This is a genomic window from Enterobacter sp. C3_dUdeg (genome assembly GCF_057536195.1).
In genome coordinates this window covers 128532-145479 of sequence record NZ_BAAKFX010000003.1, presented here as the reverse complement: position 1 = coordinate 145479, position 16948 = coordinate 128532, and the positions used below count along the sequence as shown (strand labels likewise).

15 protein-coding genes and 1 riboswitch are annotated in these 16948 nt (G+C 55.1%); of the genes, 4 read left to right on the top strand and 11 right to left on the bottom strand.

The window, feature by feature from the left end; all coding sequences use genetic code 11:
* Positions 1-27: 27 nt before the first annotated feature.
* The 4 genes from thiQ to sgrR form a co-directional block, all read right to left on the bottom strand.
* Entirely contained in the window at positions 28-729 is a 702-nt protein-coding gene (thiQ, locus tag AC27FC_RS10700) for a thiamine ABC transporter ATP-binding protein ThiQ (protein WP_196354874.1), read from the bottom strand.
* Positions 713-2323 carry a thiamine/thiamine pyrophosphate ABC transporter permease ThiP gene (gene thiP / locus AC27FC_RS10695; RefSeq protein ID WP_094934511.1) on the bottom strand — a complete coding sequence of 537 codons (1611 nt, stop codon included), beginning with the start codon at positions 2321-2323 and terminating at the stop codon, positions 713-715. Before thiP ends, thiQ begins: the two co-directional genes overlap by 17 nt.
* Positions 2299-3282 carry a thiamine ABC transporter substrate binding subunit gene (thiB, locus tag AC27FC_RS10690; protein ID WP_047060150.1) on the bottom strand — a complete coding sequence of 328 codons (984 nt, stop codon included), beginning with the start codon at positions 3280-3282 and terminating at the stop codon, positions 2299-2301. The genes thiP and thiB overlap by 25 nt, the downstream gene beginning before the upstream one ends.
* A gap of 31 nt (positions 3283-3313) precedes the next feature.
* Positions 3314-3414: riboswitch (TPP riboswitch) on the bottom strand.
* Positions 3415-3450: 36 nt separating this feature from the next.
* Positions 3451-5106 carry an HTH-type transcriptional regulator SgrR gene (gene sgrR / locus AC27FC_RS10685; RefSeq protein ID WP_033144620.1) on the bottom strand — a complete coding sequence of 552 codons (1656 nt, stop codon included), beginning with the start codon at positions 5104-5106 and terminating at the stop codon, positions 3451-3453.
* Positions 5107-5194: 88 nt separating this feature from the next.
* Here sgrR and sgrT point away from each other — a divergent pair, with 88 nt between their 5' ends.
* Together sgrT and AC27FC_RS10675 are read left to right on the top strand one after the other, a co-directional pair.
* A complete protein-coding gene (sgrT, locus tag AC27FC_RS10680; protein ID WP_023334488.1) occupies positions 5195-5347 on the top strand; it encodes a glucose uptake inhibitor SgrT in 153 nt (50 codons plus the stop codon).
* 119 nt (positions 5348-5466) lie between these two features.
* Positions 5467-6645 (top strand): sugar efflux transporter, encoded by a 1179-nt coding sequence (locus tag AC27FC_RS10675; RefSeq protein WP_039260829.1) that lies wholly within the window; start codon positions 5467-5469, stop codon positions 6643-6645.
* Positions 6646-6693: 48 nt separating this feature from the next.
* Here the strand turns inward: AC27FC_RS10675 and AC27FC_RS10670 are convergent, their stop codons facing one another.
* The 7 genes from AC27FC_RS10670 to leuL form a co-directional block, all read right to left on the bottom strand.
* Positions 6694-7275 (bottom strand): cytochrome b/b6 domain-containing protein, encoded by a 582-nt coding sequence (locus tag AC27FC_RS10670; RefSeq protein WP_045400998.1) that lies wholly within the window; start codon positions 7273-7275, stop codon positions 6694-6696.
* Between the two features lie 106 nt (positions 7276-7381).
* A complete protein-coding gene (locus AC27FC_RS10665) occupies positions 7382-8272 on the bottom strand; it encodes a cation diffusion facilitator family transporter (protein WP_487160133.1) in 891 nt (296 codons plus the stop codon).
* A 162-nt stretch (positions 8273-8434) separates the two neighbouring features.
* A complete protein-coding gene (gene leuD, locus AC27FC_RS10660; protein ID WP_039260825.1) occupies positions 8435-9040 on the bottom strand; it encodes a 3-isopropylmalate dehydratase small subunit in 606 nt (201 codons plus the stop codon).
* A 10-nt stretch (positions 9041-9050) separates the two neighbouring features.
* Positions 9051-10451 (bottom strand): 3-isopropylmalate dehydratase large subunit, encoded by a 1401-nt coding sequence (leuC, locus tag AC27FC_RS10655; protein WP_196354876.1) that lies wholly within the window; start codon positions 10449-10451, stop codon positions 9051-9053.
* Positions 10452-10453: 2 nt separating this feature from the next.
* Positions 10454-11545, bottom strand: coding sequence for a 3-isopropylmalate dehydrogenase (gene leuB, locus AC27FC_RS10650; RefSeq protein WP_047060144.1), 1092 nt, complete (start codon positions 11543-11545; stop codon positions 10454-10456).
* A complete protein-coding gene (gene leuA, locus AC27FC_RS10645; protein WP_196354877.1) occupies positions 11545-13116 on the bottom strand; it encodes a 2-isopropylmalate synthase in 1572 nt (523 codons plus the stop codon). The genes leuB and leuA overlap by 1 nt, the downstream gene beginning before the upstream one ends.
* A gap of 91 nt (positions 13117-13207) precedes the next feature.
* Positions 13208-13294 carry a leu operon leader peptide gene (gene leuL / locus AC27FC_RS10640; RefSeq protein WP_071786497.1) on the bottom strand — a complete coding sequence of 29 codons (87 nt, stop codon included), beginning with the start codon at positions 13292-13294 and terminating at the stop codon, positions 13208-13210.
* A gap of 587 nt (positions 13295-13881) precedes the next feature.
* Between leuL and leuO the strand changes: the two genes are divergently transcribed.
* Positions 13882-14844 (top strand): transcriptional regulator LeuO, encoded by a 963-nt coding sequence (leuO, locus tag AC27FC_RS10635; protein WP_045888154.1) that lies wholly within the window; start codon positions 13882-13884, stop codon positions 14842-14844.
* Between the two features lie 379 nt (positions 14845-15223).
* On the top strand, positions 15224-16948 hold the full coding sequence (ilvI, locus tag AC27FC_RS10630; RefSeq protein WP_029741224.1) for an acetolactate synthase 3 large subunit: 1725 nt from the start codon (positions 15224-15226) through the stop codon (positions 16946-16948).

Below are 16948 nucleotides of genomic sequence, written 5' to 3'. Positions count from 1 at the left end.
CCGTGGGAGAGGGCCAGGGTGAGGGCATCAGACCGCACGAATGCCCAACAGTGAAGACGCCCCCGTCTTACCGCTCAGCAGTTCTTCTGTTTTTCCATCCCACAAAATACGCCCTTCGGCAATCACCACCGATCGCGGCGCGATGCGGGCGGCATCCTCAATACTGTGTGAAACCATCAGCATCGTCAGCTGCTGGCGCTGGCAGACGTCCTGCACCAGGGCGAGCATCTCCAGGCGCAGCGCGGGATCGAGCGCCGAGAACGGCTCATCCAGCAGCAGGATCGGCTGCTCGCGCACCAGGCATCGCGCCAGCGCCACGCGCTGACGCTGGCCGCCGGAAAGCTCACCCGGCAGCCTGTCGATGAACTCGTTGATCCCCATCTGGGCGGCAATGATCTCCAGCTTCTGGCGCTGGGCATCGTTCAGCCTGAGTCCCGGATGCATCCCCAGCGCGATGTTTTGCCGCACCGTCAGATGGGTAAACAGGTTGTTTTCCTGAAACAGCATTGAGACCGGACGTTTCGCGGGCGGCGTGTGGGTATGATCTTGATTGTTAATGACGATCGCGCCGCTTGCCGGCTGCAGAAAACCCGCAATCAGATTAAGCAGCGTGCTTTTTCCCGCGCCGCTTGGGCCAAGCACGGCGATCATCTCCCCCTGGCGCACGGAGAGCGTGAAGCGCATCGGCAGATGCTGGTAAAGCCAGGTTACATCAGTCAGTTTTAACATCACGCCCCGGAAGTTTTTCGATAACGGTAAATAAGGCAAAGCACAGCAGCAGCAGTAACAGCGCGGTGACCGCGCCGTCCTGACTGCGGTAAGAGCCGATTTGCTGATAGAGCCAGTATGGCAGCGTGCGGAAATCGTCATTGCCGAAAAGCGCCACCACGCCAAAATCCCCAATCGACAGCACGCAGGCAAACGCCAGCGCCTGCGCCAGCGGACGTTTCAGCGCGCGGAGTTCCACCACCTTCAGCCGCTGCCAGCCCTGCATGCCCAGCGACTGGCACAGCAAACCGTAGCGGCTGTTGACGTCGCGCATCGGGTTTTCCAGCACTTTGAGCGCGTAAGGAATGGCCATCAGGGCGTTGGTGAAAATCACAATGCCGTCGGCCCTTTCCGGCAGGCCGATGGTGCTGTTGAACAGTAAAAAGAAGCCCGTCGCCAGTACGATGCCCGGCATCGCCAGAATCAGCATCCCTGTCAGCTCCAGCGTCTGCCCGGCCTTTTGGGCCTGCCGGGCATAGAGTTCACGGCTGCTCCACAGCAGCATCATGGTTAGCACGACGCACAGTAACCCTGCCGCCAGCGCGATACGCAGCGAGGTCCATGTCGCCTGCCAGAGGACGGGCTGTTGCAGGACGGAGATGAGATTGAGGTTCAGTCCGTCAACGATAACGGCCATTAGCGGCGGCAGCAGAAGCAGGAGCGCCAGCGCGATCAGGATAAAATCGGTAACGCGGCTGTGCAGGCTGTCCTGCGGATCGCGCCAGCCGGTTATTTGATTACTGCCAGCAGGAATGGCTTTACTCAGCCGCTGGCTCAGCAGCACCAGCACAAGGCAGCACGCCATCTGCACCATCGCCAGCAGCGCGGCGCGACCGGGATCGTAGTCGTAACTCAGCGCCTGGTAAATCGCCAGCTCAATGGTGGTGGCCTGCGGCCCGCCGCCGAGCGACAGCACGGTGGCAAAGCTGGCAAAGCAGAGCATAAAGATTAACGCCGCGACGGGCGGGAGCTGGCGGCGCAGCCATGGCCATTCGACAAAGCGGAAGAACGACACGCCGCGCATGCCGAGCTGGGCGGCAATCTGGCGCTGCTCGCCGGGAATGTTCTCCAGCGCCTGCAAAAAGAGGCGCGTTGCCATCGGCATATTGAAAAACACGTGTGCGAGCAGAATGCCCTGCAGTCCGTAAGGAGAGAATGACCATTCCAGACCAAGCTGGCCGAACAGCGAAGCCAGCCAGCCCTGACGACCGTAAACGCTGAGGATCCCAAATACCGCCACCAGCACGGGCAGGATCAGCGTCATGGCGCACAGGCGCAGCAGTGCCAGCCTGCCGGGAAAACGGCGCCGATACAGGGCGCGCGCCAGAAAAATAGCCGGGAGCACCGACAGCAGGGCTGAGAGCGACGCCTGCCAGAAGGAGAAACGGATAACGTGCCAGAGGTAGCTGTCGTGCCAGAGGGCGAGCAGGTCGCTCTCTGGCGCGTTGAACCACAGTGCAAGAAAAGCCCCCAGGCTGACCGCCACCATCACTGTGGCGGCGAGCAGCCCGGGAAGTAACCAGCCGGGAATCAACGGCTGACGGCGCGTTGCCATTCACTTACCCATGCTGCACGCTGCGCGGCGACCTGCTGCGGCGTAAACTCCAGCGAGGTTTTTGGTTTGGTCAGCTGCTCGAAACCTGCGGGCAGCGCAACGTTCGTGACCGGATACATCCAGTTGCCTGCGGGAATCGCATTCTGGAACGCCGGTGAAACCATAAATTTCAGGAACTTCTCGGCCAGCTCCGGCTGCTTGCTGGCGGCGGTACGCGCGGCGACTTCCACCTGCAGATAGTGCCCTTCAGCAAAATCAGCGGCAGCATAGTTATCTTTCTTCTCGGCGATGATGTGGTAGGCCGGAGAGGTGGTGTAGCTCAGCACCAGATCGCTTTCACCTTTCAGGAACAGGCCATAGGCTTCGCTCCAGCCTTTGGTGACGGTGACGGTTTTGGCGGCCAGTTTCTGCCACGCCTCCGGCGCTTTATCCCCGTAAACCTTTTGCATCCACAGCAGCAGGCCCAGGCCTGGCGTACTGGTGCGCGGATCTTCATAAATCACGCGCCATTTCTGGTCACTCTCAACCAGCTCTTTCAGGCTCTTCGGCGGGTTTTTCAGCTTATTTTTGTCGTAAACAAAAGCAAAGTAGCCATAGTCGAACGGAACAAAGGTGTCGTTTTTCCAGCCGCCCGGCACGTTAACGGCCTCTGCCGCTACGCCGCTTTTGGCAAACAGTTTGGTTTGCGAGGCGGCTTCCAGCAGGTTGTTATCCAGCCCGAGCACCACGTCGGCCTTGCTGTTTTTCCCTTCCATGCGCAGACGGTTGAGCAGTGATACGCCATCTTCCAGCGCCACGAACTTCAGCTCGCAGTTACAGTCAGCTTCGAAGGCTTTTTTAACCACCGGGCCAGGGCCCCAGTCGGCAGAGAAGGAGTCATAGGTGTAGACCGTCAGGACGGGCTTCGCAAAAGCAGGCAGCGCAAACAGCGCCAGCAGGGGGAGAACTTTTTTTAACACTTTGCACCTCAAGGTTGAGTGGCAAAGGATTTTGAGAGACAGCCTCAAATCCCTTCGCCGGCGTTATCCGGATCAGGTTCGACGGGTATTATCTCAGCGCACATCTGTGATGCAGCACCCCGTTGAGAACGGCGCTATTGTAATGATTTGGTGAATATTACGAAAGCGTTATGGCTCCGGCGGCGCAAACCAGGCGGATTTAAAATCAAACCAGCCCAGGGTGTTCATCCGCAGGCCGCGCATGCTGCGCTGGCCCTGGATCATCAGCCAGTGGTGAATCAACGGTACGATCGCCTGCTCGGCCAGCAGCTGCTGGCACCACGCTGCAAGATTCATTTCGCCCGCGCGCCACAGGGCGGCATCCTGCTGCCAGTCACGGTCGATGCAGTGCTGGATCAGCGGGACTTCATACAGATGCGAGAAAAGGGAAAAATCGAGCGGCAGGGTAAAGTTGGCGCTGTTGAGCCAGATATCACTGGCGATCTCCCCCTGATGCCATTCGTCATAGTCCACTTCCCTGACCTCTAACGTGACCCCCTCGGCTGCCAGCAGCCGGGTCATGATTCTGGCGATAAAACGATGCTCCACGTGTTCGCGGTAGTAGGTCAGGGTGATGGACTCCAGCCCTGCGGGTTTGTCGCAGTGCACCGGGCGGGCGTGGTGCCAGCGCGGAAGCAGGCCGTACGCCGGGAACCAGTATGTCTGGTACTGCTCTTCCGCATGGTAAATCAGATTGGAAGGGGACAAAACGTGGCTAACCCACTTGCGGACGGCCTGGTTTGCCCCACGGTGGGTGCGGCGGTCAAACAGGAGATAGTAACACCCTTCCTCGAGGCGACTCTCCACGGCTTTTTCTCCCGTGGTGGGGCCTTCCAGCGTCAGCCCGCAGCTCAGGTCTTCATTGAGATCCGGTAATACCCAGACGTTCACTTCGTCGATCAGCGCCCGATAGCCAAAGTAGTCGTCGAACGCGCGGATTTTCAGCTGATTGCTGTTATTGCGGGACACGGAGTAGGGCCCGGTGCCAATCGGCAGGCTGGCAAAATTGTTCATTGATTCCCACTCGCCGGGCAAAATCATCGACGGCACGTAGCCCAGCAGCCAGGGAAGCCACTTATCCTGCTGCGACAGCTCAATATCCAGCGTCCAGGCCGTGGGCGAGTGGATGCGGGAGATATGCGAGTAGAGCGGTAGCCTGCGGGCACGTTCCAGGGAGGCGATGACGTCGTGCATTTCCAGCTCGCGGCCGTGGTGAAAGTGGATGCCGGGGCGTAAAAAGAAGCGCCAGTGGCGCGGGGAAAGTTGCTGCCAGTGATGAGCGATATCCGCCTCCAGTTCCCCGTTTTCCTCATTTATCCGCGTCAGGCCGCTGAAGATTTGCCGGGCCATATGCGTTTCTGAGCGGCGTAAGGCCGTGCCGGGCAACAGATTTTTCATCGGACGGTAATAGAGCACTCGCAGAATGTGGCGGCCCTGACGAAAGCTGCGCCCGAGATGGGAAACCAGCATCTGGCGCACGGCGGCTTTGTCGCCCACCAGCTGTACCAGCTGATCGATGCGGTCCTGCTCGAGCAGATCTTCCGCGCGCTGCTGCTGCAGCGCCAGCCCGGTATAGAGGAAGGTCAGCCGCGAACGTTTGCCGCGTCCCGCCTCCGCTTCCCAGCTTAACCAGCCCTGCTGCTGCATGGTGTTGAGCAGCGTGCGCATATGGCGGCGGGAGCAGCTAAGCAGGTCAGCCAGCTCGTTGAGCGTAGTCTCCTGCGATTGCCCCTCGCAGCACTGCCAGAGGCGGATAAACTGTTGTTGCAGACGACCGGAAGGCATAAAAGGGGAACTCCTGACAAAAAACCAGCAATTTATTTATCCCTATATTAGGCCAATAATTCTCCCCGATGAAGCGAGGAGGTAAATTATGAAGAGGTCTACCGCACGTCAGTTCTATCAGCAGTACTTTTCAGCGACAAAAGGATCGTCCTGGCTGGCCCGCCGGTGTGCAGAGCAACGGCTGAAAACGTTAGAAGAATTGATGCAGTGGGACGTTACAACACCGACCTCTTCCCGCTAACTCGCCTCGATCATGTGTGACTGAGTATTGGTGCTTATCACCCGCCAGCAAAAAGTTTTTGCTGGCTTTTTTCGTTTACTATTCACCCAATTTCGATTCGCTTTCACAAGGACTTGCGCATGCTCTGGTTGATGACGATGGGGCGACGCCTGAACGGCGTGTATGCCGCTTTTATGCTGGTGGCCTTTATGATGGGCGTGGCGGGGGCGCTGCAGGCACCGACGCTGAGCCTGTTTCTCAGCCGCGAGGTGGGGGCGCAGCCGTTTTGGGTCGGCCTGTTTTACACCGTTAACGCCATTGCCGGGATCCTGGTCAGCCTCGCGCTGGCGAAACGATCGGACAGCCAGGGCGATCGCCGCAGGCTGATCCTCTTTTGCTGCGCCATGGCCGTGGGAAACGCGCTGCTCTTTGCCTTCAACCGTCATTATCTGACGCTCATTACCTGCGGCGTGCTGCTGGCTTCACTGGCGAACACCGCCATGCCGCAGCTGTTCGCGCTGGCCCGTGAATATGCGGATAACTCGGCGCGTGAAGTGGTGATGTTCAGCTCGGTGATGCGCGCCCAGCTTTCGCTGGCGTGGGTCATTGGTCCGCCGCTGGCCTTCATGCTGGCGTTGAACTACGGCTTTACCACCATGTTTTCCATCGCCGCCGGGATTTTTGTCATCAGCCTGGCGCTGATTGCCTTCGCGCTGCCGTCCGTGGCGCGCGTCGAACAGACGACGGATAAACCTGTCACCGAGGTGAGCGGCTGGCAGGACAAAAACGTCCGCATGCTGTTTATTGCCTCCACGCTGATGTGGACCTGCAACACCATGTACATCATCGATATGCCGCTGTGGATCAGCAGCGATCTGGGCCTGCCGGACAAGCTCGCGGGGATCTTAATGGGAACTGCCGCCGGGCTGGAAATTCCGGCAATGATTCTGGCGGGTTACTACGTTAAGCGCTTTGGAAAGCGCAGGATGATGATTGTCGCCGTGGCGGCCGGGGTGCTGTTCTACGCGGGGCTGATCCTTTTCCATTCGCGGGAAGCGTTGCTGGTGCTGCAGCTGTTTAACGCCGTGTTTATTGGGATTGTTGCCGGGATCGGCATGCTCTGGTTTCAGGATCTCATGCCCGGTCGTGCCGGCTCGGCGACCACGCTTTTTACCAACAGCATTTCAACCGGGGTGATTCTGGCGGGCGTGATTCAGGGGGCGCTGGCGCAAAGCTACGGGCATGCGTCTGTCTACTGGATGATTGCGGCGCTATCCGTCGTGACGCTTCTGCTGACCTGCCGCGTAAAAGACGTGTGATCGGATGAACGAAACGGAGCCCGGGAACGCCGGGCTCTGTGAACCGTTTTATTCTGAATACTGATATTTACGCTGCGCGCGTAGCGTCAGGTACATATGAACGAGGCCCATGAAGCCGTGTGCCCAGAAATATGTCTCAATAAAGACCGTCAGGAATTTATGCAAATCCAAGACGGATTCCGTGACGGACGAAACCGGCCCGAGCGTGGCGTTCAGCACGAACCAGGCCGCGCCGCAGAGTGCAACGCCCAGCAGCGCCAGCACGCCCAGACCTTGCACCGTTGCTGCCATACCGCCGGCATGCGCGTCAGGAAGCTGACGCTGCGCGAGGGTGCGAATATCGTCAACAATTCCGCGAAAATCCAGCGCCAGCCAGGCGAAGTAATACTTAAATCCGCGCTGGGTTAACATCCATGCCATCATGGCAATGCCACAAAAAATTAAACCAAACCCGGAGATAACATGGATCCAGGTGACAATTCCGTTCAGCCCGGATTCGTGGAGGGCTTCACTTTCGGTGAAATTAGAATTGATAATCTGGGCGAGGACCAGTACGGCCACAAGAATGTGCAGTATGCGAAGAAAAGGTGTTTCTTTATGGGGAAGCGTATCGCGTAATGTTGGTTTCATCGCTTTTTACCTCAATAATGAGAGAGCTGATGCGATGCAGTGTGACGCAGATTAATTAACGAAACCTTAACGGTCGCTTGCGTCACACTGTATTTATGCGTTCCGGTTAGTGGGCAGGATCAATATGCGTCATCACGTTCAGCAGATTGAATTTTTGCATCACGTTATTTCTGGCATTCACGGCAATCTGATGTCCTTCTTTTACGCTTAATTCGCCGTTCACTTCAAGATGGACATCGACAAGGGCTAAATCGCCCATCTTGCGTGTTTTTAAATCATGGAGTCCGGTGACGCCCTCGGTTGCGAGAAGACACGTTTTGATGTCGTGCTCCAGCTCGGGCTCAAGCGAACGGTCCATCAAATCGTGCAGGGCATCGGCAGAAAATTTGTAACCCATGTGGGCGATGAATACTCCGACAATCAGGGCCGCAATGAGGTCCATCGCGTGAAAGCCCACTAAATTCCCGGCAATGCCGATGGCGACAACCACTGACGACGCTGCGTCAGAACGGGCATGCCAGGCATTGGCTATCAGCAGCGAGGACTGAATACGTTTTCCTGTGGCAAACATGTATCTGAACAGGCTTTCCTTTACCACCAGCGCCAGAATCGCCACCCACAGCGCGGCCCCTTTCACCAGCTGATGCGTCTCGGGGTGAAGCAGTTTATTGCCTGCGGACCAGAGCATCCCTACCCCCACAAGCAGCAGAATAGCGCCAATAATGAGCTTTGCACCGTTTTCGAAACGCAGATGACCGTAATGATGATCGATATCAGAGGCTTTCTGGCTCTTTTTATTCGCAACCAGAACGACAAAGTCGGAGGATAAATCGGAAAGAGAATGAATCCCATCAGCAATTAAACCTTGTGAGCCGGAGAATATCCCTGCAAGTATCTGAAATGCGGTGAGTAAACTATTTATTATCACGCTTACTAATGTGCATTTATGTATTTCCCGAGAACGGATGTGAGACTCATTGCCATTTTTCTTTTCCATGATTATTTCCGCTGCCAGCTGATTGAGCGGTTATTCTGCGCAGGAAACATTAAATTGACATTAAATATAACGTCATTATTGGCTGGGTTTGGGAAGTATTTACAGAAGGAGGCGGGTATCGGGATAAAACGCGGCCTGCAGAATGGACTGCAGGCCGGAGGGTTATTTCATAAATGCAGGTTGTTTGTTTTCGTAAGCGGCAATCGCCGCGTCGTGCTGGAGAGTTAAACCAATGCTGTCCAGACCGTTAAGCATGCAGTGACGGCGGAACGCATCAATGCTGAAGCTGTAGGTCTTATCCCCGGCTTTCACCACTTCTGCTTCCAGATCCACTTCAAACGAAATGCCCGGATTCGCCTTAACCAGCGCGAACAACTCATCGACCTGTTCATCGCTCAGCGTGACGGGCAGCAGCTGGTTGTTGAAGCTGTTACCGTAAAAAATATCCGCGAAGCTTGGGGCAATGACCACTTTAAAACCGTAGTCGGTGAGCGCCCACGGCGCGTGTTCACGGGATGAGCCGCAGCCAAAGTTTTCGCGTGCCAGCAAAATGGAGGCGCCTTTATATTCCGGGAAGTTCAGAACGAATTCCGGATTAGGCACTTCTCCCTTATCGTCCAGGAAACGCCAGTCGTTAAACAGATGTGCGCCGAAACCGGTACGCGTCACTTTCTGCAGAAACTGTTTTGGAATAATAGCGTCAGTATCGACGTTAGCGGCGTCCAGCGGGACAACCCGGCCCGTATGTTGGGTAAATTTCTCTGCCATGATTGTCTCCTTATTTCAGGCTGCGAATATCGGCGAAATGGCCGGTGACTGCCGCAGCGGCGGCCATTGCCGGGCTGACCAGATGGGTGCGCCCACCGCGGCCCTGACGGCCTTCAAAGTTACGGTTGCTGGTGGAGGCGCAGCGCTCGCCCGGATTCAGGCGATCGTTGTTCATGGCCAGACACATGGAGCAGCCGGGCAGACGCCACTCGAAGCCCGCTTCGATAAAGATCTTATCCAGACCTTCGGCTTCCGCCTGGGCTTTCACCGGGCCGGAGCCAGGTACCACCAGCGCCTGAACGCCTGGCGCCACTTTGCGGCCTTTGGCAATCTCGGCTGCGGCACGCAAATCTTCGATACGGGAGTTGGTGCAGGAACCGATAAATACTTTATCAATGGCGACATCGGTCAACGGCACGCCGGGCTTCAACCCCATGTAGGCCAGCGCTTTTTCCGCACTGGCGCGCTCGACCGGATCGGTAAAGGATGCCGGGTCAGGGATATTGTCGTTAACGGAAATCACCTGGCCCGGATTGGTGCCCCAGGTCACCTGAGGCGCAATCTCTTCTGCCTGAAGAGTGACGACGGTGTCAAAGGCTGCGCCATCGTCGGTTTTCAGGGTTTTCCAGTACGCTACCGCGTTGTCAAAATTCTGACCTTTCGGCGCGTGCAGACGACCCTTCACGTAGTTGAAGGTGGTTTCGTCCGGCGCGACCAGACCGGCTTTTGCGCCCATCTCAATCGCCATATTGCACAGGGTCATGCGTCCCTCCATGCTCAGCGCCTGGATGGCTTCGCCGCAGAACTCAACAACGTGACCGGTGCCGCCTGCGCTGCCTGTTTTACCGATGATGGCCAGCACGATGTCTTTTGCGGTAATACCCGGTGCGGCTTTACCCTTCACTTCAATCTTCATGGTTTTGGCGCGGCCCTGTTTCAGGGTCTGCGTTGCCAGCACATGTTCCACCTCGGAAGTGCCAATCCCGAACGCCAGAGCGCCAAACGCGCCGTGGGTCGCGGTATGGGAGTCACCGCAGACGATGGTCATGCCCGGCAGGGTGATCCCTTGCTCAGGCCCCATCACGTGGACGATGCCCTGATACGGATGGTTCAGGTCGTACAGCTCAACGCCAAATTCATTGCAGTTCTTAATCAGCTCCTGCATCTGGATACGCGCCATCTCACCCGAGGCATTGATGTCTTTGGTCTGGGTGGAAACGTTGTGATCCATCGTCGCGAAGGTTTTACCCGGCTGACGTACCGGACGCTTGTGCGCGCGCAGGCCGTCAAATGCCTGAGGAGAGGTCACTTCGTGCACCAGATGACGGTCAATGTACAGCAGCGGGGTTTCGTTTGGTGCCTCGTAAACAACGTGCGCATCAAACAACTTTTCATATAACGTCTTAGCCATGATTACACCCCTTCAGCGACATAGCGGGCAATGATGTCGCCCATTTCATCGGTACTGACTGCCGCCGTGCCGCGTGCTAAATCGCCGGTACGGACGCCTTCTTCTAACGCCCGGTTAATGGCGTTTTCAATTGCGGTTGCCGCCTCGCCTGCATCCAGGCTGTAGCGCAGCAGCAGGGCCAGGGAGAGGATCTGCGCAATCGGGTTGGCAATATTTTTGCCGGCAATATCCGGCGCGGAGCCGCCCGCAGGCTCGTACAGGCCAAAGCCTTCTTCATTCAGGCTTGCGGAGGGCAGCATGCCCATCGAGCCGGTGATCATTGCGCACTCGTCAGAGAGGATATCGCCGAACAGGTTGGAGCACAGCAGCACGTCAAACTGGGACGGATCTTTAATCAGCTGCATGGTCGCGTTGTCGATGTACATGTGCGACAGCGCGACGTCCGGGTACTGCTTAGCGACTTCGCTGACGATCTCGCGCCACAAAATGGAAGACTGCAGCACGTTCGCTTTATCAATGGAGGTCACTTTATGGCGGCGTTTGCGCGCCGACTCGAACGCGATGTGGGCGATACGTTCGATTTCGAAACGGTGATACACCTCGGTGTCGAACGCTTTCTCGTGTTGTCCGCTGCCTTCGCGTCCTTTTGGCTGACCGAAATAGATCCCGCCGGTCAGTTCACGCACGCACAGAATGTCGAAACCGTTGGCGGCGATATCCGCGCGCAGCGGGCAGAACTCTTCCAGACCCTGATACAGCTTCGCCGGACGCAGGTTGCTGAACAGCTTGAAATGTTTACGCAGCGGCAGCAGCGCGCCGCGTTCAGGCTGCTCTGCCGGCGGCAGGTGTTCCCATTTCGGGCCACCGACGGAACCAAACAGCACGGCATCGGCATTTTCGCAGCCTTCCACGGTCGCTTTCGGCAGCGGCGTACCGTGGTTATCAATCGCAATACCGCCCACGTCGTAGTGGCTGGTGGTGATTTTCATCGCAAAACGCGCGCGAACGGCTTCCAGTACTTTCAGCGCCTGTGCCATCACTTCCGGACCAATACCGTCGCCCGGCAACACAGCAATATGGTAATTCTTCGACATTACACGGTTTCCTTGTTGTTCTCTTTATTCTGAGCTTTGCGTTGCAACTCTTTTTCGACTTCGGCGGCGCGCCAGATGTTGTTCAACACGTGTACCATCGCTTTCGCGGAGGATTCAACGATATCGGTCGCCAGGCCCACGCCATGGAAGCGGCGGCCATTGTGGGTAACAACTATGTCGACCTGACCCAGTGCATCTTTGCCGTGGCCCTTGGCCGTCAGGTCATATTTCACCAGCTCAACGTCGTACTCGGTGACGCGATTAATCGCCTGGTAGATGGCATCGACAGGGCCGTTACCGTTAGCGGCCTCTGCTTTAATTTCATCGCCGCAGGCCAGTTTGACCGAGGCGGTGGCGATGTCGCTGGAGCCGGACTGCACGTTGAAGTAATCCAGACGGAAGTGCTCCGGCTCTTCCTGCTGCTTGTTAATAAAGGCCAGCGCTTCCAGGTCATAGTCGAACACCTGGCCTTTTTTGTCGGCCAGCTTCAGGAACGCGTCGTACAGCTGGTCCATGTTGTAATCGCAGTCCTTATAACCCATCTCTTCCATACGGTGTTTAACCGCCGCGCGACCGGAACGGGAGGTCAGGTTCAACTGCACCTGATTCAGGCCGATGGATTCCGGGGTCATGATTTCGTAGTTTTCACGATTCTTCAGGACGCCATCCTGGTGAATACCGGAGGAGTGCGCGAAGGCGCCGGTACCGACAATTGCTTTGTTAGCCGGAATGGGCATGTTGCAAATCTGACTGACGGTCTGGCTGGTGCGCCAGATTTCGTTGTGATTGATGCGGGTGTGCACGTCCATGATGTCTTTGCGCACTTTGATCGCCATGATCACTTCTTCCAGCGAACAGTTGCCCGCGCGTTCGCCGATACCGTTCATCGCGCCTTCTACCTGACGCGCGCCAGCGTGGACGGCGGCGATGGCATTGCCTACGGCCAGACCCAAATCATCGTGGGTGTGGACGGAGATAATTGCTTTATCAATATTCGGCACGCGGTCATACAGGCCGGTGATGATGTTGGAGAACTCAAACGGCATGGTGTAGCCGACGGTGTCCGGGATGTTGATGGTTTTCGCGCCTGCGTTGATGGCGGCTTCTACAACGCGCGCCAGGTCTTCGATTGGCGTACGGCCCGCATCTTCACAGGAGAACTCAACGTCATCGGTATAGTTGCGTGCGCGTTTAACCATGTAGACCGCGCGCTCAATCACCTCATCCAGCGTGCTGCGCAGCTTGGTTGCGATGTGCATAGGCGAGGTAGCAATAAAGGTGTGGATACGGAACGCTTCGGCGACCTTCAGCGACTCGGCGGCGACGTCGATGTCTTTCTCTACGCAGCGCGCCAGGGCACAGACGCGGCTGTTTTTAATGGTGCGCGCAATGGTCTGTACGGATTCGAAATCACCTGGGGAAGAGACAGGGAAACCGACCTCCATCACGTCAACACCCATACGTTCGAGAGCCAGCGCGATCTGCAGTTTCTCTTTTACACTCAGGCTTGCCTGTAATGCCTGTTCACCGTCACGTAAAGTTGTATCGAAAATAATGACTTGCTGGCTCATGGGTTAGGTCCTTGTCAGTCTTAGGGCGCCTTGCTACGAGCATAAAAAAACCCGCGCAGTGGCGCGGGTTTCTAGTCTTACTGGTGACGATTCAACGCTGAATTTCGCCCGCCAGTCTACCGCGCACAGTGGATGCGTTTAGTAGTAGTAGACCGGTGAAACGAATGGTGCGTGTCATGAATCGTGCTCCGTTAAATTCAATATGCTTTTAGTGGTACTGGATACGGTTGTTCATGTCAACCCCTGAGGATGAAAACGGGCCCGACAGATGGAATCAACCGGGTATTCACTTTAGCTAATTGTGCTGGTTTTAGCTTTTTTGACCCGATTAATTGTCTAATTTTGGACTTGAGAAAAGAGTTGCAGAAACCAATAAATATAAATGTTTAAAAATGAGTGAAATGTTTTATGAGGATGCTTTGTGTTTAAATAGTTTTGATATCATAAACTTATAAATGCAGTGAATCTTTTCCGGAATGCTGGAAAGCGAATAGAGATAACAGGTTGTTAACTAACTGTAGGTTGATAGTAATAACAGTTTAATAATACTTAAGCCATCATTAACCTGACGGCAATTGTATATTGGTTTGATTTATGGTTTCATTTAAATCCTAAAGTCAAACATATCAGTTTTGTTCATTAATTTTCGTTAATATACAGTCTTTATTTATTCCGAATTTTAAATAATTCTCTTTCGCTGATCGTATTTGCATGATAAATGATATTTTTCAGGATTATTACCGTACGTTGGCAAAGGGGTGTAGCGTGACAGTGGAGTCAGAAGTGCCAGAAAATAATATTAAACAACCTCAAGCTACTGATGGGATTAAACCACAGTTACGCACGGTGGATCTGAATCTTCTGACGGTGTTTGATGCTGTCATGCAGGAACAGAATATCACCCGCGCTGCCCAAACCTTGGGGATGTCACAACCTGCCGTGAGTAATGCCGTTGCCAGGCTTAAGCTTATGTTTAACGACGAATTATTTGTTCGCTACGGGAGGGGGATCCAGCCTACGGCGCGCGCATTCCAGCTGTTTGGCTCCATTCGCCAGGCGTTGCAACTGGTCCAAAATGAGCTGCCGGGATCGGGCTTTGAACCCTTAAGCAGCGAGCGCGTATTCCATCTTTGTGTCTGTAGCCCTTTAGACAATTATTTAACGTCGATTATCTATAATAAAGTTGAAGAGATCGCACCCAATATCAATCTTGTTTTTAAATCATCCCTGAATCAAAACACAGAACATCAGTTACGCTATCAGGAGATCGAATTCGTTCTGGGGTATGAAGAGTTCCGTCGTCCGGAATTTTCCTGCGTGCCGCTGTTTAAAGATGAAATGGTTTTGGTCGCCAGTAAAAAACACCCGCGCCTGAATTCTCCGCTGCGAGAAAACGATGTTTATAACGAGCAACACGCCGTTGTTGCGCTCGACAGATATGCTTCTTTTAGCCTGCCGTGGTATGACACTGCGGATAAACAGGCGAGCGTGGCTTATCAGGGCATGGCCATGGTCAGCGTATTAAACGTGGTTTCCCAGACACAGCTGGTGGCAATTGCGCCGCGCTGGCTGGCAGAAGAGTTTTCTGACCCTTTAAATCTGCAAATTTTGCCTCTGCCGCTCAAGCTAAATAGCCGTACCTGTTATCTTTCCTGGCATGAAGCAGCGGGCCGGGATAAAGGACATCAGTGGATGGAAGAGTTGCTGGTTGGCATCTGTCGCCGGTAAACGCATCAGGATAAATCGCATCGGTTTATGTGATTTATCCTGAGTTTTTTTAGATAACTACTATTTTGTTCTGTGATGTTTTTTTTTGGCTGCTCTACGGCACGCAAAAATAGATGATTTCCTGCATTGTCGCGCTTTTCAGCGATGATTTATCACCTCACTCTCTATTCCCAGAGGAATTAACCATATCTTCTGTGAACGGCTGCTTTTTCTGCTTTACGCACCGTTTATCTCCCCGGGTTTGCTAATTGCCTGCCTCATAACGAGCGGTTAAGGTAAAGAACACTCTGCAAAATATAAGATTGGTTCATCCCAATCGTAAGACGGTGCGGAAATGAATTCGGCAGTCCGTCTATAACAAAATGCCTGGAGGCAAAGCATGGAGATGTTGTCTGGCGCGGAAATGGTCGTTCGGTCGCTGATCGATCAGGGCGTAAAGCAAGTGTTCGGCTACCCTGGCGGTGCGGTTCTCGATATTTATGATGCGCTGCATACGGTTGGGGGCATTGACCATGTTCTGGTACGTCACGAGCAGGCGGCGGTACACATGGCTGACGGCCTGGCACGTGCGACGGGTGAAGTGGGCGTGGTGTTAGTCACGTCTGGCCCCGGCGCGACAAACGCCATTACCGGGATTGCGACGGCCTATATGGACTCTATCCCGCTGGTGATCCTCTCCGGGCAGGTGGCAACCTCACTGATTGGCTACGATGCGTTTCAGGAGTGCGACATGGTTGGGATTTCGCGTCCCGTTGTGAAGCACAGCTTCCTGGTCAAGCAAACAGAAGACATTCCCGGCATACTGAAAAAAGCCTTCTGGCTGGCGGCGAGCGGACGCCCGGGACCGGTGGTGGTCGATCTGCCTAAAGATATTCTCAATCCTGCAAACAAGCTGCCTTATGTCTGGCCGGAATCGGTCAGCATGCGCTCTTATAATCCCACAACGCAGGGGCATAAAGGTCAGATCAAGCGAGCGTTGCAAACGCTTCTGGCAGCCAAAAAACCGGTGGTCTATGTCGGTGGCGGGGCGATCAACTCTGCCTGTGAAGCCCAGCTTCGTGAACTGATTGAAAAGCTTAACCTTCCCGTTGCGTCGTCACTGATGGGGCTGGGGGCGTTCCCTGCCACCCATCGTCAGGCGCTGGGAATGCTGGGTATGCACGGTACCTATGAAGCCAACATGACGATGCATCATTCCGATGTGATCTTTGCCGTGGGCGTGCGCTTTGACGACCGCACCACCAACAACCTGGCGAAGTATTGCCCGAACGCTACCGTGCTGCACATTGATATCGATCCAACGTCAATTTCAAAAACGGTGTCGGCTGATGTGCCGATCGTAGGTGATGCCCGGCAGGTTCTGGAGCAAATGCTGGATCTGCTGACCCAGGAGAGTGCAACCCAGCCGCTGGATGAGATCCGCGACTGGTGGCAGCAGATTGAACAGTGGCGCGCGCGTCAGTGCCTGAAATATGACACGCAAAGTGAAAATATTAAGCCGCAGGCGGTCATTGAAGCGGTGTGGCGACTGACGAAAGGTGAGGCGTACGTGACCTCAGACGTGGGGCAGCATCAGATGTTTGCCGCCCTGTATTACCCGTTTGATAAACCGCGACACTGGATCAACTCCGGTGGTTTGGGAACTATGGGCTTTGGTCTGCCTGCCGCGCTGGGCGTGAAGCTGGCGCTGCCGAATGAAACCGTCGTCTGCGTGACGGGGGACGGCAGTATTCAGATGAACATTCAGGAGCTGTCTACCGCGCTGCAATATGAACTGCCGGTACTGGTGCTGAACCTGAATAACGGGTATCTCGGTATGGTGAAGCAGTGGCAGGATATGATCTACTCTGGCCGCCACTCTCAGTCATACATGAAATCGCTGCCGGATTTTGTTCGTCTTGCTGAAGCTTACGGCCATGTAGGCATGCGGGTGACCGATCCGGCTGAGCTGGAGACGAAGCTCGCGCAAGCGCTTGAGCACGTTAAAAACAACCGCCTCGTCTTTATGGATGTGATTGTTGATGGGACCGAGCACGTTTATCCGATGCATATTCGTGGTGGTGGTATGGATGAAATGTGGTTAAGCAAAACGGAGAGAACCTGA